Below are 17,126 nucleotides of genomic sequence, written 5' to 3'. Positions count from 1 at the left end.
CCCACAAGTGATGTGTTGAAGAGTCGTCGGTCCGGGCGGGGGTGTCAAGGGAACGGACGCGACGAAGTGCGTTCAGTTATCGGCCTGTTAACTGGACGTTGCGAGCGGCGATGGGACACCTCCCGGCGACGGGTGACGGGCCCGGAGCCGGTCATTAGACCCGACCGGCCTGTTAAATTCCAGGCCAGCCGCAGAGTGCGGGGTCTCGACGGGAGGCGGAGCCGATGGCAAGCCACGGAGCGCGTGGGCGGAGCGGTGGCCGGCCCACCCTCGAAGAGGTGGCGGCACGGGCGGGCGTCGGCCGCGGCACGGTCTCCCGGGTGATCAACGGCTCCCCCCGGGTCAGCGACGCGACCCGGGCGGCCGTCGAGGCGGCGGTCGCGGAGCTGGGCTACGTCCCGAACACGGCGGCCCGTGCGCTGGCCGCCAACCGCACGGACGCGATCGCGCTGGTCGTGCCCGAGCCGGAGACGCGCTTCTTCGCGGAACCGTACTTCTCGGACATGCTGAAGGGTGTCGGCTCCGAGCTGGCCGACACCGAGATGCAACTGCTGCTGATCTTCGCGGGCAGTGACCGGGAGCGGCAGCGCCTCGCCCAGTACCTGGCGGCACACCGGGTGGACGGGGTGCTGCTGGTCTCGGTGCACGCCGACGACCCGCTGCCCGACCTGCTGTCCCAGCTGGAGATCCCGGCGGTGATCAGCGGCCCGCGCTCGGCCGCGGAGTCGCTGGCGTCGGTGGACTCGGACAACTTCGGCGGCGCCCGCTCGGCCGTCGAGCACCTGCTGGCCCGGGGGCGTCGCCGCATAGCGCACATCACCGGCCGCCTCGACGTCTACGGCGCCCAGCGGCGCGTCGACGGCTACCGGGAAGCCCTGCGCGACGCGGGCCACGAGCCGGACGAGGGGCTGATCGAGGCGGGGGACTTCACCGAGGAGGGCGGGCGCCGCGCCATGGCGGAGCTGCTGCGCCGCCGCCCCGACGTGGACGCGGTCTTCGCCGCCTCGGACGTCACCGCGGCCGGCGCGGGTCAGGTCCTGCGCGAGGCGGGCCGGCGCATCCCGGACGACGTGGCGCTGGTCGGCTACGACGACTCGGCCATCGCCCGCCACATGGAGCCGCCGCTGACCAGTGTGCGGCAGCCCATCGAGGAGATGGGCCGCGCGATGATCGACCTGCTGCTGACCGAGATCGCGGACCGCCGGCCGGCGGCCTCGCGCGGCCTGGACCGCCATCAGGTGGTGCTGGCGACGGAGCTGGTGGAGCGCAGGTCGTCGTGAGGGCGGGGGAGGGGGCCGCGCGGCGCCGCGGCCCCGGCGGCCCGGGAACGCGATCAGCCGGTGCCCCTCTTGCGAGGGGCACCGGCTGATCTTTCAGGGTGAGTGACGGGACTTGAACCCGCGGCCACCTGGACCACAACCAGGTGCTCTACCAACTGAGCTACACCCACCGAGGCCGGTGCTGGAATCCCGTGTGGTGGGCTTCCCCGACCGGCTGAGAAAAAGTGTACAGGGTCCGAAGGGGTGCTCGCGCCAGCCTTTTCCCGGCGCCGCCGCGCGCCGGGCCGGTGCTCCTACGGGGCGCGCACCACGTGCTTGGCGGCGATCGCCTTCGCGGTGTCGGAGTCGGGGCCCGGCTGCGGGACGAAGACGGCCTCGCGGTAGTAGCGGAGCTCGGCGATGGACTCGCGGATGTCGGCGAGCGCGCGGTGGTTGCCGTTCTTCTCGGGGCTGTTGAAGTACGCCCGCGGGTACCAGCGGCGGGCCAGCTCCTTGATCGAGGAGACGTCGACGATGCGGTAGTGGAGGTAGCTCTCCAGCGTGGCCATGTCCCGCAGCAGGAAGCCGCGGTCGGTGCCGACGGAGTTGCCGCACAGCGGGGCCTTGCCCGGTTCCTTCACGTGTTCGCGCACGTACGCGAGGACCTGCGCCTCGGCGTCGGCGAGGGTCGTGCCGCCGTCGAGCTCGGCGAGCAGGCCGGACGCGGTGTGCATCTGACGCACCACCTCCGGCATCGTCTCCAGCGCCCGCTCCGGCGGACGGATGACGATGTCGACACCCTCGCCGAGGATGTTCAGCTCGGAGTCGGTGACGAGGGCGGCAACCTCGATGAGCGCGTCGTCGGACAGCGAGAGGCCGGTCATCTCGCAGTCGATCCACACCATGCGATCGTTCATGCGGACACCCTACGGCGGGCGCCCGCGGTCCGGTCCCCCGGCGTCGGCGTCGGCCTGGGCCGAGGCCGACGCCCCGGGTCCCCAGTCCCGGTCCCGCCCCTGTGCCGCACCCCGGGTACCGCCCCCGCGCCCCTGCCCCGCATCCCGCCGCGAGCGGGCGGAGTACCCGAAGGACTGAGGGCGCCGGACGGGCCGGGTGCCCGACGAGCCGGGGTGCCGGATGCGCGGGGCACCCGATGGGCCGGGGTGCCCCACGAGCCGGGGTGCCCGACGGGCCGGGAATGCCGGACGGCCCGGGTGCCCGAAGGGCCGGGCCCCCGACGGCCGGGGGTGCCCGACCGGGCCGTAGCCCTCTACGGGCCGTAACCCCCAACGGGCCATAGCCCCCCACAAGCCGCCGTGCCGGACGGCCCGGGTGGGGTCGTCCGGCGTGGGCGGTGTCATGTCACGGTGCGCTGCGTGGCCCCGGCAGGCCGGCCGCCGCCGGCATCGGTGGTGCCGTGCGGCGGGTCTGGTACGGGACCGCGCCCTCCGACGGCAGGGCCCCGTTCTCCGGTGGCACGGGGGCCCGGGAGACCCCCTCGGCGCCGGACTCCGGGTCCACCGGACGCTCGCCCTGGGGGCGGCGCGCCCGGTAGGCGGCCCGGTAGGCGGCCGGGGACGAGCCGAGCTGCCGGCGGAAGTGGCCGCGCAGGGCGACCGGTGAGCGGAAGCCGCAGCGGCCCGCGACCTCGTCGACCGAGTAGTCCGACGTCTCCAGCAGGCGCTGCGCCTGGAGCACCCGCTGGGTGATCAGCCACTGCAACGGCGCGCTGCCGGTCAGCGAACGGAACCGCCGGTCGAAGGTGCGCCGGCTCATGTACGCGCGGGCCGCCAGCGTCTCCACGTCGAACTGCTCGTGGAGGTGCTCCAGCGCCCAGGCGACGACCTCGGCGAGCGGGTCGGCGCCGATCTCCTCCGGTAAAGACCGGTCGAGGTAGCGCTCCTGCCCGCCCGCGCGGCGCGGCGGTACGACCAGGCGGCGGGCCAGCGCGCCGGCCGCCTCGTTGCCGTGGTCGGTGCGCACGATGTGCAGGCACAGGTCGATGCCCGCGGCCGTGCCCGCCGACGTCAGCACGTCCCCGTCGTCCACGAACAGCTCGCGCGGATCGACATGGACCGACGGATAGCGCTTGGCCAGCGTCGGCGCGTACATCCAGTGGGTGGTGGCGGGCCGGCCGTCGAGCAGCCCGGCCGCCGCCAGCACGAACGCGCCGGTGCACAGGCCGACGATGCGGGCACCCTCCTCGTGCGCCCTGCGCAGGGCGTCGAGGGCTTCCTCGGGTGGCGGCGAGGTGATCGACCGCCAGGCGGGCACGACGACCGTCCCGGCGCGGGCGATCGCCTCCAGCCCCTGGGGCGCGGTGAGTTCCAGTCCCCCTGTGGTCCGCAGGGGGCCTTCCTCACCGGCGCACACCAGGAGTCGGTAGCGCGGTACGCCGGCGTCCTGGCGGTCGATCCCGAACACCGACAGCGGTATGGAACTCTCGAAGATGGGACCGCCGCTGAACAGCAGCACTGCGACGATCTCCTTGCGGCGTCGCCCGGAGAGCTTCCGGGCCGCGGCTTCCGGCGCGGCAGTGGAGTCGTGGCTCATAACTGCTAAGCCCCCCTCGGTGGTCGCGGCGCCCCTAACTGGTCGGGCCTGTCGCTCCAGCACGTTTCCCCTCGGTCCTGCACGAGTCCCCCGCCGTAGACAGTCAAGATCGAATCTACTGTGTCCGGTCGTGCCGAGGTGGCCGGTTCGGCACTTGGGACATTGTCGACATGGCAACTTGGCGTGAAGCAGTCGATCACGAAGCGTTGCACTCCGGGGCGCCACAGGGAAGTGCGCCTTGTGTCAGTGGCCAATCCCCGTAGGGTGCGCAGGGCCCCTGAGACCCTTTCCGTGCAGGTGGAACGGGGGATGGGGGGTGGTGAGGGGCAGGGATGAGCCACCCCTGGAAGTTGGCTGAAAAGGAGCGGACGTGTGCGCGGAAACCGGTCAGTCGACCGGTGTGTTTTCCCCGGCGTGCCGTCCGCCCCGTCGCGCGGCCGGTGCGGCGCGGTGCCGGTGCCCGGCCCGCGCACCGCGGGCCGGCCCCGTCTGCCGGGCCGCGACCCGTTCGGACCGGCGCAGCAGCAGACGGCAGGCGCCGGTGACGGCGGCCAGGCCCAGGGCCGTGCCGGCGGTGCCGGCCAAGGAGGCGCCGTACCAGAGGAGCACCAGCGGGACGAGGAAGCAGCTGAAGGCCGCCCAGCGGACGAGATCGGTGACGCCGTCCCGGGGCGGCGCGGCGGGCGCGGGTGCGGTCGCTCCGGAGGGCGGCCGGGCGGTGCGGTGCGGTCCGGACATGCGTGCTCCCTGGGGCTGGCGGCACGGAGATCAACGCCCGGGGAGTGCGTCGGTCACGATCGATCACGGACAGTTGAATCCTGCGCAAACCGCCTGTACAGCGCAGCAACCATTGCGTTACGGGCGCCCCTCGTGCATGCTCCGGTGAACCCCGCGGCGGACCATCCGCGGGATCCGGGCGAAGGAGGCGTGGCCCCGTACCCTTGGGGGTATGGGCTTGGGAAGACCATTCCCGGACACAGCTCCGCCGCTCACTCTCGTCCCCCATAGAGGATAAAAACGCCGAGACAGCCATGGCCGGTCACTCATTCTTCGAACCCGCGGACCGCAAGCGGCCCGTCGCCGAGCCCACGGCGGCCGAGCCCCTGGCGGCCGAAGAGCCACGCCAGTCCTGCGACCCAGCCTTCAAGCACGGTGTCGTCGTGGGCTTCGACGGCTCCACGTCCAGTGAGCGAGCCCTCGCCTACGCCATCGGCATGGCCTGCCGGCTCGGCTCGGGTCTGGTCATCGTGCATGTCGCCAACCGGCTGCCCACCACGGTGTGGGCCGGCTGCGAGCCGCCCGTCTTCGTCGACGTGCCGGACCACCGCACCGAGGTGCTGGGTCTGGAGCTGGCGTGCGCGGACTACCTCTCCGAGGTGCCCTGGATCCTGGTCGAGCGCGGCGGCGACATCTGCCACGAGCTCGAGGAGGTGGGCCGGGAGTACGAGGCGGACGCCATCGTCGTCGGGTCCAGCCACGGCCTGGTGGGCCGGCTGTTCGGCTCCGTCGCCGGACGGCTCGCCAAGCGGGCGCAGCGGCCCGTGGTGGTCATCCCGTAGCGGACTCGGCGGCGAGCCGGTCCCTTCCCGTCATGCAGCGTGAACCTACCGACGCGTAGGGGTGTTTGTGCCCTTGTGAAGGGCATATGGTGCACCGCACCACGCACCTGCACGAAGGGAGCCCGCCGTGGACAACGACGTCTCCGCGGGAAGCACCACCACCACCATCGTCGTCGGCCGACTCGCCCTCGGCATCACCCTGCTGGCCTTCGGCCTCGGTCACACCGGCGTGATCGACGGCGTGACGGCGGCGGACGCCGTGACCCTCGCTCAGTACGTCGGCGGGGTCGCGCTGTTCGTCGCCGGTCTGCTGGCCCTGCGCTACCGGGACACCGTCACCGGCACGGCCTTCGCCGTACTCGGCGCGCTCTGGTTCACCTGGGCCGTCTCGGCCGGCCACCAGGCCTCCGCCAACGCCTCGGGGCTCTTCCTGCTCCTGTTCGCGCTGGTCGCCCTCTCCCTGACGGCCGCAGGCGGCGACCTGCTCGGGCAGGCGACGCACGGGCTGCTCGGCGTGTCCCTGCTGCTCCTCGCGATCGCCGTCCTCGCGGACGGCGAGGTGCTGGGCAAGGCGGGCGGCTGGCTCGCGGTCGCCGCGGGGGCGGTCGCCTGGTACGCGGCGACCGCGGCCCTGGCCCACTGGCCGACGGCCGTCCCGCGACGCGCCGGGCGCCGGGGTGTGACGGCCACCGGCTAGCCGCGCGGGCCGGGGGGCGGGCGGCTCCCCGGCGACGAGGACGGGCCCCCGGTGCGTGGTGGCGCACACGGGGGCCCGTTCCGGGCGGCCGGCCGGTTCGGGAGGGCCGGTCGGGGAGACCTACTCCACCGTCACCGACTTGGCGAGGTTGCGCGGCTTGTCGATGTCCCGGCCGAGGGCCAGGGCCGTGTGGTAGGCGAGGAGTTGCAGCGGGATGCCCATCAGGATGGGGTCCAGCTCGTCCTCGTTCTTCGGGACGACGATGGTGTGGTCGGCCTTCTCCTGCTCCTGGTGGGCGACCGCGAGGATCTGGCCGCTGCGGGCCTTGATCTCCTCCATCGCCGCGCGGTTCTTCTCCAGCAGGTCGTCGTCCGGCACGATCGCGACCGTCGGCAGGGCCGGCTCGATCAGCGCGAGCGGGCCGTGCTTCAGCTCGGAGGCCGGGTAGGCCTCGGCGTGGATGTAGGAGACCTCCTTGAGCTTCAGGGAGGCCTCGCGGGCGACCGGGTAGCCCCGGACGCGGCCGATGAAGAGCATCGAGCGGGCGTCGGCGTACTGCGCGGCCAGCTTCTTGACGTCCTCCTCCTGCTCCAGCATCTCGGCGATCTGCGCGGGCAGCTTGCGCAGGCCCTCGATGATCCGCTTGCCGTCGCGCACCGAGAGGTCGCGGGTGCGGCCGAGGTGCAGGGCGAGCAGCGCGAAGGCCACGCAGGTGTTGGTGAAGCACTTGGTGGAGACGACGCAGACCTCGGGGCCGGCGTGCACGTACATGCCGCCGTCGGCCTCGCGGGCGATCGCCGAACCGACCACGTTGACGATGCCGAGGACGCGGGCGCCCTTGCGCTTCAGCTCCTGGACGGCGGCCAGCACGTCGTACGTCTCACCGGACTGGGAGACCGCGATGTACAGGGTGTCGGGGTCGACCACCGCGTTGCGGTAGCGGAACTCGGAGGCGGGCTCGGCGTCCGCGGGGATGCGGGCCAGCTCCTCGATCATCTGGGCGCCGATCTGGCCCGCGTGGTACGAGGTGCCGCAGCCGAGGATCTTCACCCGGCGCACGGCCCGCGCGTCGCGGGCGTCCAGGTTGAGGCCGCCGAGGTGCACGGTGGAGAAGCGGTCGTCGATCCGGCCGCGCAGCACGCGGTCCACGGCCTCCGCCTGCTCGTGGATCTCCTTGTGCATGTAGGTGTCGTGGCCGCCCATGTCGTAGGAGGCGGCCTCCCACTCCACGGTGGTCGGCTCGGCGGTGGTGCGGGTGCCCTCGGTGGTGTAGGTGCGGAAGTCGTCCGCCTTGAGGGTGGCCATCTCGCCGTCGTCGAGGGTGACTATCTGGCGGGTGTGGGCGACCAGCGCGGCGATGTCCGAGGCGACGAACATCTCCTTCTCGCCGATGCCGAGGACGACCGGCGAACCGTTGCGGGCGACGACGATGCGCTCGGGGAAGTCGGCGTGCATCACGGCGATGCCGTAGGTGCCCTCGATGACCCGCAGGGTCTCGCGGACCTTGTCCTCCAGCTTCGCCGCCTCGGAACGGGCGATGAGGTGGACGAGGACCTCGGTGTCGGTCTCGGAGAGGAACTCGACGCCGTCCGCCTCCAGCTTGCGGCGCAGGTCGGCGGCGTTGTCGATGATGCCGTTGTGGACGACGGCGACCTTCTGGTCGGCCGACATGTGCGGGTGGGCGTTGGCGTCGGACGGGGCGCCGTGGGTGGCCCAGCGGGTGTGGGCGATGCCGGTGGTGCCCTTGAAGCGCGCCGGGACCTTGGCCTCCAGGTCGCGGACCCGGCCCTTGGCCTTGACCATCTTCAGGCCGGTCGCCTTCGGGGAGGTGACGACGATGCCCGCCGAGTCGTAGCCGCGGTACTCCAGTCGCTGGAGGCCCTCGAGGAGCAGGGGCGCGACGTCACGCTTGCCGATGTATCCGACGATTCCGCACATGTATACGTAAACCTCGTGTTCCTCTTCGGCTTCTCAGCCGTAGACGATGCGGCGCAGCTGGCGGAGCGACAGCTCCGGCGGTGCGACCGCCCGGTATTTCAGGTCCGCCTCGATCCGTTCGAAGATCGTCGCGTTCACCAGGCCCTGGGCCTGGAGTTCGCGGTGGCGGCGACGGACGTACTCCTCGGTCGTCTCGTCGAAGTAGGCGAGCACGTCCTGGACCACGCGCAGCGCCTCGCCCCGGCTGAGGGGCGTGGACCGCGTCAGATGATCAACGAGTTCGTCGTGCACCCGGTAGATCCTGGGGTACCGGTGAGGGTTTCGCAAGAATCCTGCCCGATTTCGGGCAGGCGTGCTGTCGGCTGGTCGGTGAGCGCCGCTACATGCGCTTCAGCACCGCCTGTTTGGCGAGGGTGAACTCCTCGTCCGTGAGCACCCCGGAGCGGTGCAGTTCGCCCAGCTCCCGCAGCCGGCGCAGCAGCGCGTCGTGGTCGTCCTCGGCGGCTGCGGGGGCCGGGGCCGGCGGGTCCTCGGCCGGCCGGGCGTCCTCCAGGGCCGCGGGGGCGGACGGATGCGGAAGGCGGGCCTGTACGGCCGCGGCGACCAGGGCCATCAGCGGGTCCCGCTTGAACCCCCACAGCTCCACGGCGTTGGGGTCGTACTTGGGCGGCACCTTGCTCGGCGCGGCCCGCACGGTGAAGCGGAGGTGGCCGTTCTCCAGGCCGACCGTCGGCTGCCACTCCACCGCGACGATGTCGGCGAGGGGGAGGGTGCGCGGACCGGCGGCCGACTTGGCGTCCTCCGCCTGCCATTTCCACTCCAGGCGGACGCGCTCCCCGTCGAAGCTCGCGACGCCGTCCCCGGCGGACACCGACAGCGGCACGGAGGGCCCCGGCAGCAGGTAGGCGTCGACCGGCCCGGACGGAACCTGGTCCAGGAGCAGGGCGTTGCGCACCTCGTCGGTGAAGTACTCGGCGACGCCGTACCGGTCGGCCTCCACGGTCAGCTGGTACGGGTCGTGCGGCTCGGCCAGCCGGCCGCCGGTGGCGTGCAGCAGCGGGTCGGCGCCGTCCCGCAGCCGCAGCCGCAGCCGCCCGGACTTCTTGCCCTGCTCGAACGATATGCCCGCCAACGCCGCCAGCGGGACGCTCAGTTCACCCAGCTCCCGGCGGAGCAGGCTGACGTTCTTGTCCCGTCCGGGAGTCAGCCGCAGGGTGTCGCCGTCGAAGACCCACGTGCCGTCCTTCTGGATGATTTCCGCCATGTGGAGATTGTTCCATCGTCGTGGCGCGGGGTGGTGGTGCGGGACCGTGGTCCATACCCTCTGGGACACATCTCTGTACGCCTCACGAGGGAGCGCACGTGAGACCTCATCGACGGCACCACAGCACGACCCCCCGACTGACCCGTCTGCTGGGCTCGTTGCTGTTGGTCGCGACGGCCTGCGCCGTCACCACCGGCGCGGCGCCGACCCGGGCGACGGCGGCGACCCCCCTGCACCAGGTGATCCCGGCCCCGGCCTCGGTGGACCCGGGCGGCGCCCCGTACCGCATCACCGGCGGCACCCGCATCCGCGTGGACGACTCACACGGGGCGCGCCGGGTCGGCGACTACCTCGCGGACGTCCTGCGGCCCTCCACCGGCTACCGACTGCCCGTCACCTCGCACGGCCAGGGCGGCATCCGGCTGCGCCTGGCGGCGGGACCGTACGGCGCCGAGGGGTACCGCCTCGACAGCGGCCGCGCCGGTGTCACCATCACCGCCCGGGAGACGGCCGGCCTCTTCCACGGCGTCCAGACCCTCCGCCAGCTCCTGCCCGCCGGGGTCGAGAAGGACTCCGTGCAGCCCGGCCCCTGGCTGGTGGCGGGCGGCACCATCGAGGACACCCCGCGCTACGAGTGGCGGGCCGCCATGCTGGACGTCTCCCGGCACTTCTTCGGCGTCGACGAGGTCAAGCGCTACATCGACCGCATCGCCCTCTACAAGTACAACAAGCTCCACCTGCACCTCAGCGACGACCAGGGCTGGCGCATCGCCATCGACTCCTGGCCGCGCCTGGCGACGTACGGCGGCTCCACCGAGGTGGGCGGCGGCCCCGGCGGCTTCTACACGAAGGCCGACTACAAGGAGATCGTGCGGTACGCCGCCTCCCGCCACCTGGAGGTCGTCCCGGAGATCGACATGCCCGGCCACACCAACGCGGCCCTCGCCTCCTACGCGGAGCTGAACTGCGACGGCGTGGCACCCCCGCTGTACACCGGCATCGAGGTCGGCTTCAGCTCGCTCTGCGTCGACAAGGAGGTCACCTACGACTTCGTCGACGACGTCGTCGGGGAACTGGCCGCCCTCACCCCGGGCCGCTACGTCCACATCGGCGGCGACGAGGCGCACTCCACCCCGCACGACGACTACGTGAGGTTCATGGACCGGGTCCAGCCGATCGTCGCCGCGCACGGCAAGACGGTCGTCGGCTGGCACCAGCTGGCCGGGGCGAACCCGGCCGAGGGCGCGCTGGTCCAGTACTGGGGTCTGGACCGGACCAGCGACGCGGAGAAGGCGCGGGTCGCCGAGGCCGCGCGGAACGGCACCGGGCTGATCCTGTCCCCGGCCGACCGGACGTACCTCGACATGAAGTACACCAAGGACACCCCGCTGGGCCTGTCCTGGGCGGGCTACGTGGAGGTGCGGCGCTCCTACGACTGGGACCCGGGCGCCTATCTGCCGGGTGCCCCGGCCTCCGCGGTGCGCGGGGTCGAGGCGCCGATGTGGACGGAGACCCTGGAGAACCCGGACCAGCTCGACTTCATGGCCTTCCCGCGGCTGCCGGGCGCAGCCGAGCTGGGCTGGTCCCCGGCCTCGACGCACGACTGGGACACCTACAAGGTGCGGCTCGCCGCGCAGGCCCCCCGCTGGGAGGCGATGGGCATCGACTACTACCGGTCACCGCAGGTCCCCTGGGCCGACTGACGGCACACGCCGAAGCGGGCACCCCGGAGGACCGTCTCCGGGGTGCCCGCTCGTCCGTGGGGGCCTTCGCTACCGGCCCGCGAGGGGGTTCTTCAGGGTGCCGATCAGCTGGAGCGCGCCGGACGGGTCGGCGAGGTCCACCATCTGCTTGTTGTTGCGCAGCTGGAGCCGGTTGAGGCACGACAGCGCGAACTCGGGCGCGAACATGTCGTACCGCTCGAACTTGTCGGCCAGCTCCGGCACCGACTCCTGGTACGCGCGGGTGACCTCGGCCACCGTCCGCCAGAAGGCGTCCTCCTCGACGATCCCCTCGCCGGCCAGGTTCGCGGCGAGGAAGCGGAAGAAGCAGTCGAAGACGTCCGTGAAGATCGACAGCAGCTTCTTGTCCTCGGGGACCTCGACCGCGATCCGGGAGACCTCCGGCGGCAGCACCGCGTCCGGGTCCATCACCGCGATCTCCTCGGCGATGTCCTTGTAGATCGCCCGCTGCACGACGCCGTCCTTCAGGACGAGGATGACGTTCTCGCCGTGCGGCATGTAGACCAGGTCGTAGGCGTAGAAGCTGTGCAGCAGCGGGACGAAGTAGGCCCGCAGGTAGTGCCGCAGCCACTCGGTGGGCGTGAGCCCCGACCGCTCGATCAGCGCGCCCGCGAAGGAGGCGCCCCGGTGGTCGACGTGGACGAGCGAGGCCATGGTGGCGAGCGTCTCGCCCTCCTGGAGGGAGGGGACCGGGCTCTCCCGCCACAGCGCCGCCAGCATCTTGCGGTACGGCGAGTAGCGGTCGGTGGCCCGCTCGTACTCCAGGTGCCGGTAGCCGACGGCCGCCCGCTCCCGGATGATCGTCAGACCCGTCGACTTGAGCACCGGGTCGCCCTCGATGAGCTGGGCGAGCCAGTCGTTGATGGCCGGGGTCGCCTCCATGTACGCCGCCGACAGGCCGCGCATGAAGCCCATGTTGAGAACGGACAGGGCCGTCTTCACGTAGTGCTTCTCGGGGTGCGAGGAGTTGAAGAAGGTCCGGATGGACTGCTGGGCCAGGTACTCGTCGTCGCCCTCGCCGAGGCAGACCAGGTGCCCGCGGGCGACCTCGGCGGCGAAGGTGACGGTGAGCTTGTTCCACCACTGCCAGGGGTGGACCGGGATGAACAGGTAGTCGGCCGGGTCCAGGCCCCGCTCGCGCAGCACCCCGTGGAAGCGGTCGACGGTCCCCTCGCCCAGTTCGTCGCGGACGAAGGACTCGTACTCGATGCCCACGCCCGCCGTGAACGCCGCCCGCGAGCGGTGCGCGGCCAGCCACACCAGGCGGACCGGGCTCGCGGTCTCGGGGGCGTACGAGAGGTACTCGTGGATGCCGAAGCCGAGCCGCCCGTTGTTGGCGACGAAGCAGGGGTGGCCCTCGGTCATGCCGGTCTCGATCGCCTGGAAGCCGCTGTCCACCAGCTCGGCCGAGGTGAGCTTCGGCTTGGTGAGCTTGTAGCAGGTTCCGGAGAGGGTGGAGGAGATCTCCTCCAGGTAGACGGGCAGGATCTCGTCGCTCAGCCCCAGCGTCTCCTTCAGCTCGACGAAGAAGTCGAGCGCCGCGAGGGGCAGGTCCGCGCCGTCGCGGTGCCGGGTGATCGAGCCGGCGTCCACCTGCCAGTGGTCCAGGGCCCGGACGGTGGCGGTGAAGCGGTACTCGGTCCCGCCGTCGTCGCCGCGGACGACGTAGGCGTCGCCGGCGGTGTGCTCCGGCGTGAGCAGCCGCTCGTGCGTGAACTCGGCCAGGGCCTTGCGGATCAGGAGGCGGTTGGCCTGCTCCCAGCGCTCGGGGGAGAGGTGGGCCACGGCGTCGGCGAGGCTCATGCGGACACCGCCTTCTCGAACTGCTCGCGGGTGCAGAAGCTCAGCAACGCCTTCTTCTCCGGCTTCTGGATCTCGCGCTCGGGCACGAATCCGACGGCTGCGTTCAGGGCGTGGACGGCCTTGTTGTCGACGTCCGGTTCCACGACGACCCGGGCGGTCGCCGGGTCGGCGAACAGCTCGGCCATGACGGCGGTGATGACGGCCCGGGTGAAGCCGTGCACGGGGCGGTCGGTGGGGGCGACCAGGAAGTGCATGCCGACGTCGCCCGGCTCGGGCTCGTACAGACCGGTCAGCTCGCGGTGGGCCGGGTCGTACTTCTCCATCAGGAAGGCGGGGACGCCGTCGTGCAGGCCGATGAAGGCGTGGTGGTGCTCGTCGGCGGCTATCTCCATGTACGCGCGCTCGACGTCGACCAGTTTCGCCTCCTGCATCATCCAGAACGCGGACTTGGGGTGCGTGACCCAGCCGTGCAGGAGGGCGGCGTCCTTCAGCGGGTCGAGGGGGCGGATGGTCAGGGCGCCGAGGCCGGCGGCCTTCGTGGGGGTGGTCATGCGCTGAACTCCTGGAACGCGATCGACTTCTCGACCGGGTAGTACTCGGTGCCGAGCAGCTCTCGGATGATGTAGCTGTTGCGGTAGGCACCCATGCCCAGATCGGGGCTGGTGATGCTGTGCGTGTGGACACCCGCGTTCTGCAGGAACACGCCCTGCCCGGTGACGTCGACGGCGTAGTTGCGGGCGACGTCGAAGTTGCCCCGCGCGTCGTGGCGCAGCCGGTCCCGGACGGGCTTGAGGAACTCCGGCTCGGCGTACTTGTAGCCGGTGGCCAGGACCAGGCCCTGGGTCTCGATCTCGAAGTCCCGGCCCTGCTCCTCCTGGCGGAAGGCGAGCGTGTACGTGCCGTCCGCGTACCGGGCGTCGGTCAGGGCGGAGTTGGTGAGCAGCCGGGTGGGGACCGGACCGCCGAGCTTCTTCTGGTAGAGCAGGTCGAAGATCTCGTTGATCAGGTCGCCGTCGATGCCCTTGAAGAGGCCCTTCTGCTCGGCCGTGAGCCGGTAGCGGGTGTCCTCCGGCAGCGCGTGGTAGTAGTCCACGTACTCCGGGGAGGTCATCTCCAGGGTGAGCTTGGTGTACTCCAGCGGGAAGAAGCGCGGGGAGCGCGTCACCCAGTTGAGCCGGTACCCGTGGACGTCGATCTCGCTGAGCAGGTCGTAGTAGATCTCGGCGGCGGACTGGCCGCTGCCGACCAGCGTGATCGAGTCCTTCTTCTGGAGCTCGGCCTTGTGCTGCATGTAGCGCGAGTTGTGGAGGAAGTCCCCCGCCAGACCGCGGCAGGCGTCCGGGATGTGCGGCGGGGTGCCGGTGCCGAGGACGAGGCGGCGGGCGCGGTAGGTGTCACCGCCGGTGGTCGCGACGACGTACAGCTCGTCCCGCTCGTCGTAGGTCACCTCGGTGACCGTCGTGGAGAAGCGGACGCAGCTCAGCTTGTTCGCGGCCCAGCGGCAGTAGTCGTCGTACTCGACGCGCAGCGGGTAGAAGTTCTCCCGGATGTAGAACGAGTAGAGCCGGCCCTTCTCCTTCAGGTAGTTGAGGAAGGAGTACGGGGACGTCGGGTCGGCGAGCGTGACCAGGTCCGACATGAACGGGGTCTGGAGGTGGGCGCCGTCCAGGAACATGCCGGCGTGCCACTCGAAGTCCGGCTTGGACTCCAGGAAGACGCCGTTCAGTTCGGCGATGGGCTCGGTCAGGCAGGCCAGGCCGAGGTTGAAGGGGCCGAGGCCGATCCCCACGAAGTCGTACGTCGTGGTGGACTCAGGAAGCGCGGTCAAGGGACTCTCCCAGGTACTGCTCGGCGTGGCCGGCGATCAGGTCGAGGACGGCGGCGATGTCGGCCGTGGTCGTCTCGGGGTTGAGCAGGGTGAACTTCAGGTAGTGGCGTCCGGCCACCTTGGTGCCCGCGACCACGGCGTCGCCGGAGGCGAACAGGGCCTTGCGGGCGTACAGGTTGGCGCGGTCGATCTCGGCGGGGTCGGTGACGGCCGCCGGGATGTAGCGGAAGACCAGGGTGGACAGGCTCGGCTCGACGACGACGTCGAAGCGCGGGTCGGCGGCGAGCAGTCGCCAGCCCTCGGCGGCCAGGTCGCACACCTCGTCGAAGAGCTGCCCGATGCCGTCGGCGCCCATCACGCGCAGCGTCATCCACAGCTTGAGCGCGTCGAAGCGGCGGGTGGTCTGGAGGGACTTGTCCACCTGGTTGGGGATACGTTCCTGCACCATGCGGCGCGGGTTGAGGTACTCCGCGTGGTAGGTGGCGTGGCGCAGCGTGGCCGCGTCCCGGACCAGCACGGCGGAGGAACTCACCGGCTGGAAGAAGGACTTGTGGTAGTCCACGGTGACCGAGTCGGCCCGCTCGATGCCGGTCAGCCGGTCCCGGTACTTCAGGGAGGCGAGCAGCCCGCAGCCGTAGGCCGCGTCCACGTGCATCCACACGCCGTACTGCTCACACAGTCCGGCGATCTCCGGCAGCGGGTCGATGGAGCCGAAGTCGGTGGTGCCGCTGGTGGCGACGACGGCCATGGGGACGAGGCCGTCCTGCGCGCAGCGCTCCAGTTCGCGGGCGAGGGCGACGGTCTGCATGCGCTTGTCGTGGTCGACGGGGATCGAGACGACGGCGTCGGGGCCGAGGCCGAGCAGTTTCGCCGACTTCTTCACGCTGAAGTGGCTGACCTCGGAGGCGAAGACGCGCAGGTCGGCGAGGTTCTCGGTCTTCGCCTCCTCGCGGGCCAGGAGCAGCGCCTGGAGGTTGGACTGGGTGCCGCCGGAGGTGAACACGCCGTCGGCGGCGGGGCCGAGGCCGATGCGGGCGGTGGTCCAGTCGATCAGTTTGCGCTCGATGAGCGTGCCGCCGGCCGACTGGTCCCAGGTGTCCAGCGAGGAGTTGACGGCGGACAGGACCGCCTCGCCGAGCACGGCCGGGATGACGACCGGGCAGTTGAGGTGGGCGAGGTAGCGCGGGTGGTGGAAGTAGACGGCGTCGCGGAGGTAGACGTCCTCCAGCTCGTCGAGGACCGCGGTCGTGTCGTGCAGCGGCCGGTCGAGGTCGATCTCGTCGATGCGGGGGGAGAGGGCGTCGACCGCGATGCCGGTGAACGGGCGGTCGGTGGTGGCGATTCTGGCGGCCACCCGCTCGACTCCTTCGGTCACGGAGCGGCGGTACTGCTCCGCGGTGGCGTCGTTGAGCAGGTGCGAGCGCATGGGGGGGTCCTCCGGTGGGGACAGGTCCGAGAGGGGCGGGAGAGGGGCGGGAGCCCTCGGTTCACTTAGGTTAGCCTAACCTAACTCTCTTCGATCGCGTGCATGCCAGGACGTGACAGCCGTCACTCTGGTCTCAACCGTGTGTCACTGAGAGTGAGTTGAGAAGCCGGTGGTGTCGGGCGTCAGCCCTGCTCGCGGAGTTGTTCCTCCGTCAGGCCTTGCCGCCAGTAGCCGACGAAGGTGACGCGGCGGCGGTCGACGCCGCGCTCGCCCACGAAGTGCCGGCGCAACTGCTTGACGCGGCCGGACTCGCCGGCGATCCAGACATAGGGGTTCCCGGCGGGCGGGAGGTGCGCCGCGCGAAGCGTCGCCAGGGTGGCCTCGGGGCCGTCGGAGGCGTCCCGGACCAGCCAGGTGACCTCGGCGTCCGCCGCCGTCCGGAGGTCCTGGACGTCCTCGGCGTGCGGGACCTCCAGCCAGACCCGGGCGCGGGTGCCGGCCGGCAGGGACTCGACGATCGCGCAGGCGGCCGGCACGGCGGTCTCGTCGCCCCAGACGACCACCAGGTCGGTGTCCTCGGGCGGGCGGAAGCGGATCGCCCGGTTGTCGGCGACCGCCGGGCCGAGCAGCAGGACCCGGTCGCCGGGGGCGGCGCCCGCGGCCCAGCGGGCGGCGGGGCCCGCCTGGACCGGCGAGGCGGGGTCGACCCCGTGCAGCACGAAGTCGACGTCGATCTCGACGGTGTCGCCGTCGGCGTCCCGGCGCAGCGCCCGCAGCGTGTACGAGCGCATCACCGCCCGCACGTCGTCGGGGAGTTCACGCCACCCCTGCCACCAGCCGTCTCCCAGCTCGACGGGAACGGCCGGCTCCGACTGCCCCGGGTGCGGCAGGAACAGCGACAGGGACTGGTCCCGCCCGTCGGAGTGGAAGGCGCTCAGGTCGGGGCCCGCGAAGGTGACCCGGGCCAGAGACGGACCGAGCCGCCTCGTCCGTACGACCTGGAGGGAGAAGAAGCGGAACGGGGCGGCTACGGCCGTCGTCATGGCGGGCTCCGGGG

At 71.6% G+C, this 17,126-nt stretch carries 15 protein-coding genes and 1 tRNA gene; 4 read left to right on the top strand and 12 right to left on the bottom strand.

The window, feature by feature from the left end:
• The first annotated feature begins 224 nt into the window (after nucleotides 1–224).
• A complete protein-coding gene (locus ACGF5T_RS13990; protein ID WP_356603678.1) occupies nucleotides 225–1,280 on the top strand; it encodes a LacI family DNA-binding transcriptional regulator in 1,056 nt (351 codons plus the stop codon).
• Nucleotides 1,281–1,377: 97 nt separating this feature from the next.
• On the opposite strand, the gene ACGF5T_RS13985 is transcribed toward ACGF5T_RS13990, so the two are convergent.
• From ACGF5T_RS13985 to ACGF5T_RS13970, 4 genes are all read right to left on the bottom strand, one after another.
• Nucleotides 1,378–1,450, bottom strand: a tRNA-His gene (locus ACGF5T_RS13985).
• A gap of 123 nt (nucleotides 1,451–1,573) precedes the next feature.
• Nucleotides 1,574–2,176: an oligoribonuclease gene (gene orn / locus ACGF5T_RS13980; protein WP_356603676.1), complete on the bottom strand. Its 603-nt coding sequence runs from the start codon at nucleotides 2,174–2,176 to the stop codon at nucleotides 1,574–1,576.
• Nucleotides 2,177–2,621: 445 nt separating this feature from the next.
• Nucleotides 2,622–3,812, bottom strand: a complete 1,191-nt coding sequence (locus ACGF5T_RS13975; protein WP_356603674.1) for a helix-turn-helix domain-containing protein — start codon at nucleotides 3,810–3,812, stop codon at nucleotides 2,622–2,624.
• A 387-nt stretch (nucleotides 3,813–4,199) separates the two neighbouring features.
• Nucleotides 4,200–4,550: a hypothetical protein gene (locus ACGF5T_RS13970; protein ID WP_356603672.1), complete on the bottom strand. Its 351-nt coding sequence runs from the start codon at nucleotides 4,548–4,550 to the stop codon at nucleotides 4,200–4,202.
• Between the two features lie 293 nt (nucleotides 4,551–4,843).
• Between ACGF5T_RS13970 and ACGF5T_RS13965 the strand changes: the two genes are divergently transcribed.
• A complete protein-coding gene (locus tag ACGF5T_RS13965; protein ID WP_053131343.1) occupies nucleotides 4,844–5,371 on the top strand; it encodes a universal stress protein in 528 nt (175 codons plus the stop codon).
• Between the two features lie 127 nt (nucleotides 5,372–5,498).
• Nucleotides 5,499–6,068: a GPR1/FUN34/YaaH family transporter gene (locus ACGF5T_RS13960; RefSeq protein WP_356603670.1), complete on the top strand. Its 570-nt coding sequence runs from the start codon at nucleotides 5,499–5,501 to the stop codon at nucleotides 6,066–6,068.
• 120 nt (nucleotides 6,069–6,188) lie between these two features.
• On the opposite strand, the gene glmS is transcribed toward ACGF5T_RS13960, so the two are convergent.
• The 3 genes from glmS to ACGF5T_RS13945 all read right to left on the bottom strand — a co-directional run bounded on the left by glmS (nucleotide 6,189) and on the right by ACGF5T_RS13945 (nucleotide 9,270).
• A complete protein-coding gene (gene glmS, locus ACGF5T_RS13955; protein ID WP_356603668.1) occupies nucleotides 6,189–8,006 on the bottom strand; it encodes a glutamine--fructose-6-phosphate transaminase (isomerizing) in 1,818 nt (605 codons plus the stop codon).
• A gap of 33 nt (nucleotides 8,007–8,039) precedes the next feature.
• Entirely contained in the window at nucleotides 8,040–8,297 is a 258-nt protein-coding gene (locus tag ACGF5T_RS13950) for a hypothetical protein (RefSeq protein ID WP_004987724.1), read from the bottom strand.
• Nucleotides 8,298–8,385: 88 nt separating this feature from the next.
• Entirely contained in the window at nucleotides 8,386–9,270 is an 885-nt protein-coding gene (locus tag ACGF5T_RS13945) for a DUF4429 domain-containing protein (protein WP_356603666.1), read from the bottom strand.
• Between the two features lie 98 nt (nucleotides 9,271–9,368).
• Here ACGF5T_RS13945 and ACGF5T_RS13940 point away from each other — a divergent pair, with 98 nt between their 5' ends.
• Nucleotides 9,369–10,973: a beta-N-acetylhexosaminidase gene (locus ACGF5T_RS13940; RefSeq protein ID WP_366767279.1), complete on the top strand. Its 1,605-nt coding sequence runs from the start codon at nucleotides 9,369–9,371 to the stop codon at nucleotides 10,971–10,973.
• A 69-nt stretch (nucleotides 10,974–11,042) separates the two neighbouring features.
• On the opposite strand, the gene ACGF5T_RS13935 is transcribed toward ACGF5T_RS13940, so the two are convergent.
• From ACGF5T_RS13935 to ACGF5T_RS13915, 5 genes are all read right to left on the bottom strand, one after another.
• Nucleotides 11,043–12,815, bottom strand: a complete 1,773-nt coding sequence (locus tag ACGF5T_RS13935; protein WP_361010851.1) for an IucA/IucC family siderophore biosynthesis protein — start codon at nucleotides 12,813–12,815, stop codon at nucleotides 11,043–11,045.
• Entirely contained in the window at nucleotides 12,812–13,366 is a 555-nt protein-coding gene (locus ACGF5T_RS13930; RefSeq protein WP_356603660.1) for a GNAT family N-acetyltransferase, read from the bottom strand. The genes ACGF5T_RS13935 and ACGF5T_RS13930 overlap by 4 nt, the downstream gene beginning before the upstream one ends.
• Nucleotides 13,363–14,643 carry a lysine N(6)-hydroxylase/L-ornithine N(5)-oxygenase family protein gene (locus ACGF5T_RS13925; RefSeq protein WP_356603658.1) on the bottom strand — a complete coding sequence of 427 codons (1,281 nt, stop codon included), beginning with the start codon at nucleotides 14,641–14,643 and terminating at the stop codon, nucleotides 13,363–13,365. The genes ACGF5T_RS13930 and ACGF5T_RS13925 overlap by 4 nt, the downstream gene beginning before the upstream one ends.
• The gene (desA, locus tag ACGF5T_RS13920; protein ID WP_356603656.1) at nucleotides 14,627–16,069 is read right to left on the bottom strand and encodes a lysine decarboxylase DesA; all 1,443 of its coding nucleotides are present in this window, start codon (nucleotides 16,067–16,069) and stop codon (nucleotides 14,627–14,629) included. The genes ACGF5T_RS13925 and desA overlap by 17 nt, the downstream gene beginning before the upstream one ends.
• A 182-nt stretch (nucleotides 16,070–16,251) precedes the next feature.
• On the bottom strand, nucleotides 16,252–17,112 hold the full coding sequence (locus ACGF5T_RS13915) for a siderophore-interacting protein (RefSeq protein ID WP_366767280.1): 861 nt from the start codon (nucleotides 17,110–17,112) through the stop codon (nucleotides 16,252–16,254).
• Nucleotides 17,113–17,126: the final 14 nt, after the last annotated feature.

The sequence above is a fragment of the Streptomyces sp. NPDC047853 genome, from assembly GCF_043204535.1.
Taxonomy (GTDB): domain Bacteria; phylum Actinomycetota; class Actinomycetes; order Streptomycetales; family Streptomycetaceae; genus Streptomyces.
The sequence above is the reverse complement of the archived record's forward strand: the minus strand, read 5'-3'. Positions and strand labels throughout refer to the sequence as shown.

Coding starts and splice junctions, on each gene's coding strand:
- ACGF5T_RS13990 (WP_356603678.1), top strand. CDS start 225: ATGGCAAGCCACGGAGCGCGTGGGCGGAGCGGTGGCCGGCCCACCCTC.
- orn (WP_356603676.1), bottom strand. CDS start 2,176: ATGAACGATCGCATGGTGTGGATCGACTGCGAGATGACCGGCCTCTCG.
- ACGF5T_RS13975 (WP_356603674.1), bottom strand. CDS start 3,812: ATGAGCCACGACTCCACTGCCGCGCCGGAAGCCGCGGCCCGGAAGCTC.
- ACGF5T_RS13970 (WP_356603672.1), bottom strand. CDS start 4,550: ATGTCCGGACCGCACCGCACCGCCCGGCCGCCCTCCGGAGCGACCGCA.
- ACGF5T_RS13965 (WP_053131343.1), top strand. CDS start 4,844: ATGGCCGGTCACTCATTCTTCGAACCCGCGGACCGCAAGCGGCCCGTC.
- glmS (WP_356603668.1), bottom strand. CDS start 8,006: ATGTGCGGAATCGTCGGATACATCGGCAAGCGTGACGTCGCGCCCCTG.
- ACGF5T_RS13945 (WP_356603666.1), bottom strand. CDS start 9,270: ATGGCGGAAATCATCCAGAAGGACGGCACGTGGGTCTTCGACGGCGAC.
- ACGF5T_RS13935 (WP_361010851.1), bottom strand. CDS start 12,815: ATGAGCCTCGCCGACGCCGTGGCCCACCTCTCCCCCGAGCGCTGGGAG.
- ACGF5T_RS13930 (WP_356603660.1), bottom strand. CDS start 13,366: ATGACCACCCCCACGAAGGCCGCCGGCCTCGGCGCCCTGACCATCCGC.
- desA (WP_356603656.1), bottom strand. CDS start 16,069: ATGCGCTCGCACCTGCTCAACGACGCCACCGCGGAGCAGTACCGCCGC.
- ACGF5T_RS13915 (WP_366767280.1), bottom strand. CDS start 17,112: ATGACGACGGCCGTAGCCGCCCCGTTCCGCTTCTTCTCCCTCCAGGTC.